The 534-nt window shown below is 55.4% G+C and carries 1 protein-coding gene; it reads left to right on the top strand.

Going from position 1 to position 534, the window contains the following annotated elements; all coding sequences use genetic code 11:
• Positions 1–234: 234 nt before the first annotated feature.
• Positions 235–534: hypothetical protein (locus ON44_RS50705; protein WP_157187388.1), on the top strand; the 300-nt coding region annotated here is incomplete at its 3' end.

Raw genomic sequence — 534 nt, 5'->3', positions numbered from 1 at the left:
CTGGCAATGCCACGCAACAGGCCGCCGCGCTGCCACCGGTCACCACCGCGGCTGCACCGTCGACGGCGTCCCCACCAGCCGTCACAGCCACAATCTGAGCACCCGATCTCACGGTCGAATCGGCATGGCATGGCAGTACTGCACGTAGTAAGGAGCAATTCGGTCGATCAGTCGCGAGATTGCGACTGGCGCAGCACCAACTGCTGCGGCGTCCCCGTCCGCTGAGGGGTTTGTATGGCAGAAGAGAAGTATTGGCAGTACGAAGGTAACGGGTCGAAGCCCAAAGAGCTGGACTCTGCTCCGACAAATTCAGGCTATTACTACAAGACCACGTATGACGATTCGGGTAATTGTAACGGCGTCACCCTGTATGACCCGAGCGGTAAGGTAGTTGAAACAAAAGGCAGTCTCCACGATCTCTCATATATTGCCAACAAAGACGGCAAGAAATATGAAACGAAGTGGGATGGTAATAATCTAGACCTAAACCCCGACAAACCGCTGAATGAGCCGAATCTCGGGACGCCGACAGAA

Source organism: Nocardia vinacea NBRC 16497 (genome assembly GCF_000308835.1).
GTDB classification, from domain to species: Bacteria; Actinomycetota; Actinomycetes; order Mycobacteriales; family Mycobacteriaceae; genus Nocardia; species Nocardia vinacea.
This window is presented reverse-complemented; position numbering and strand designations above follow the sequence as displayed.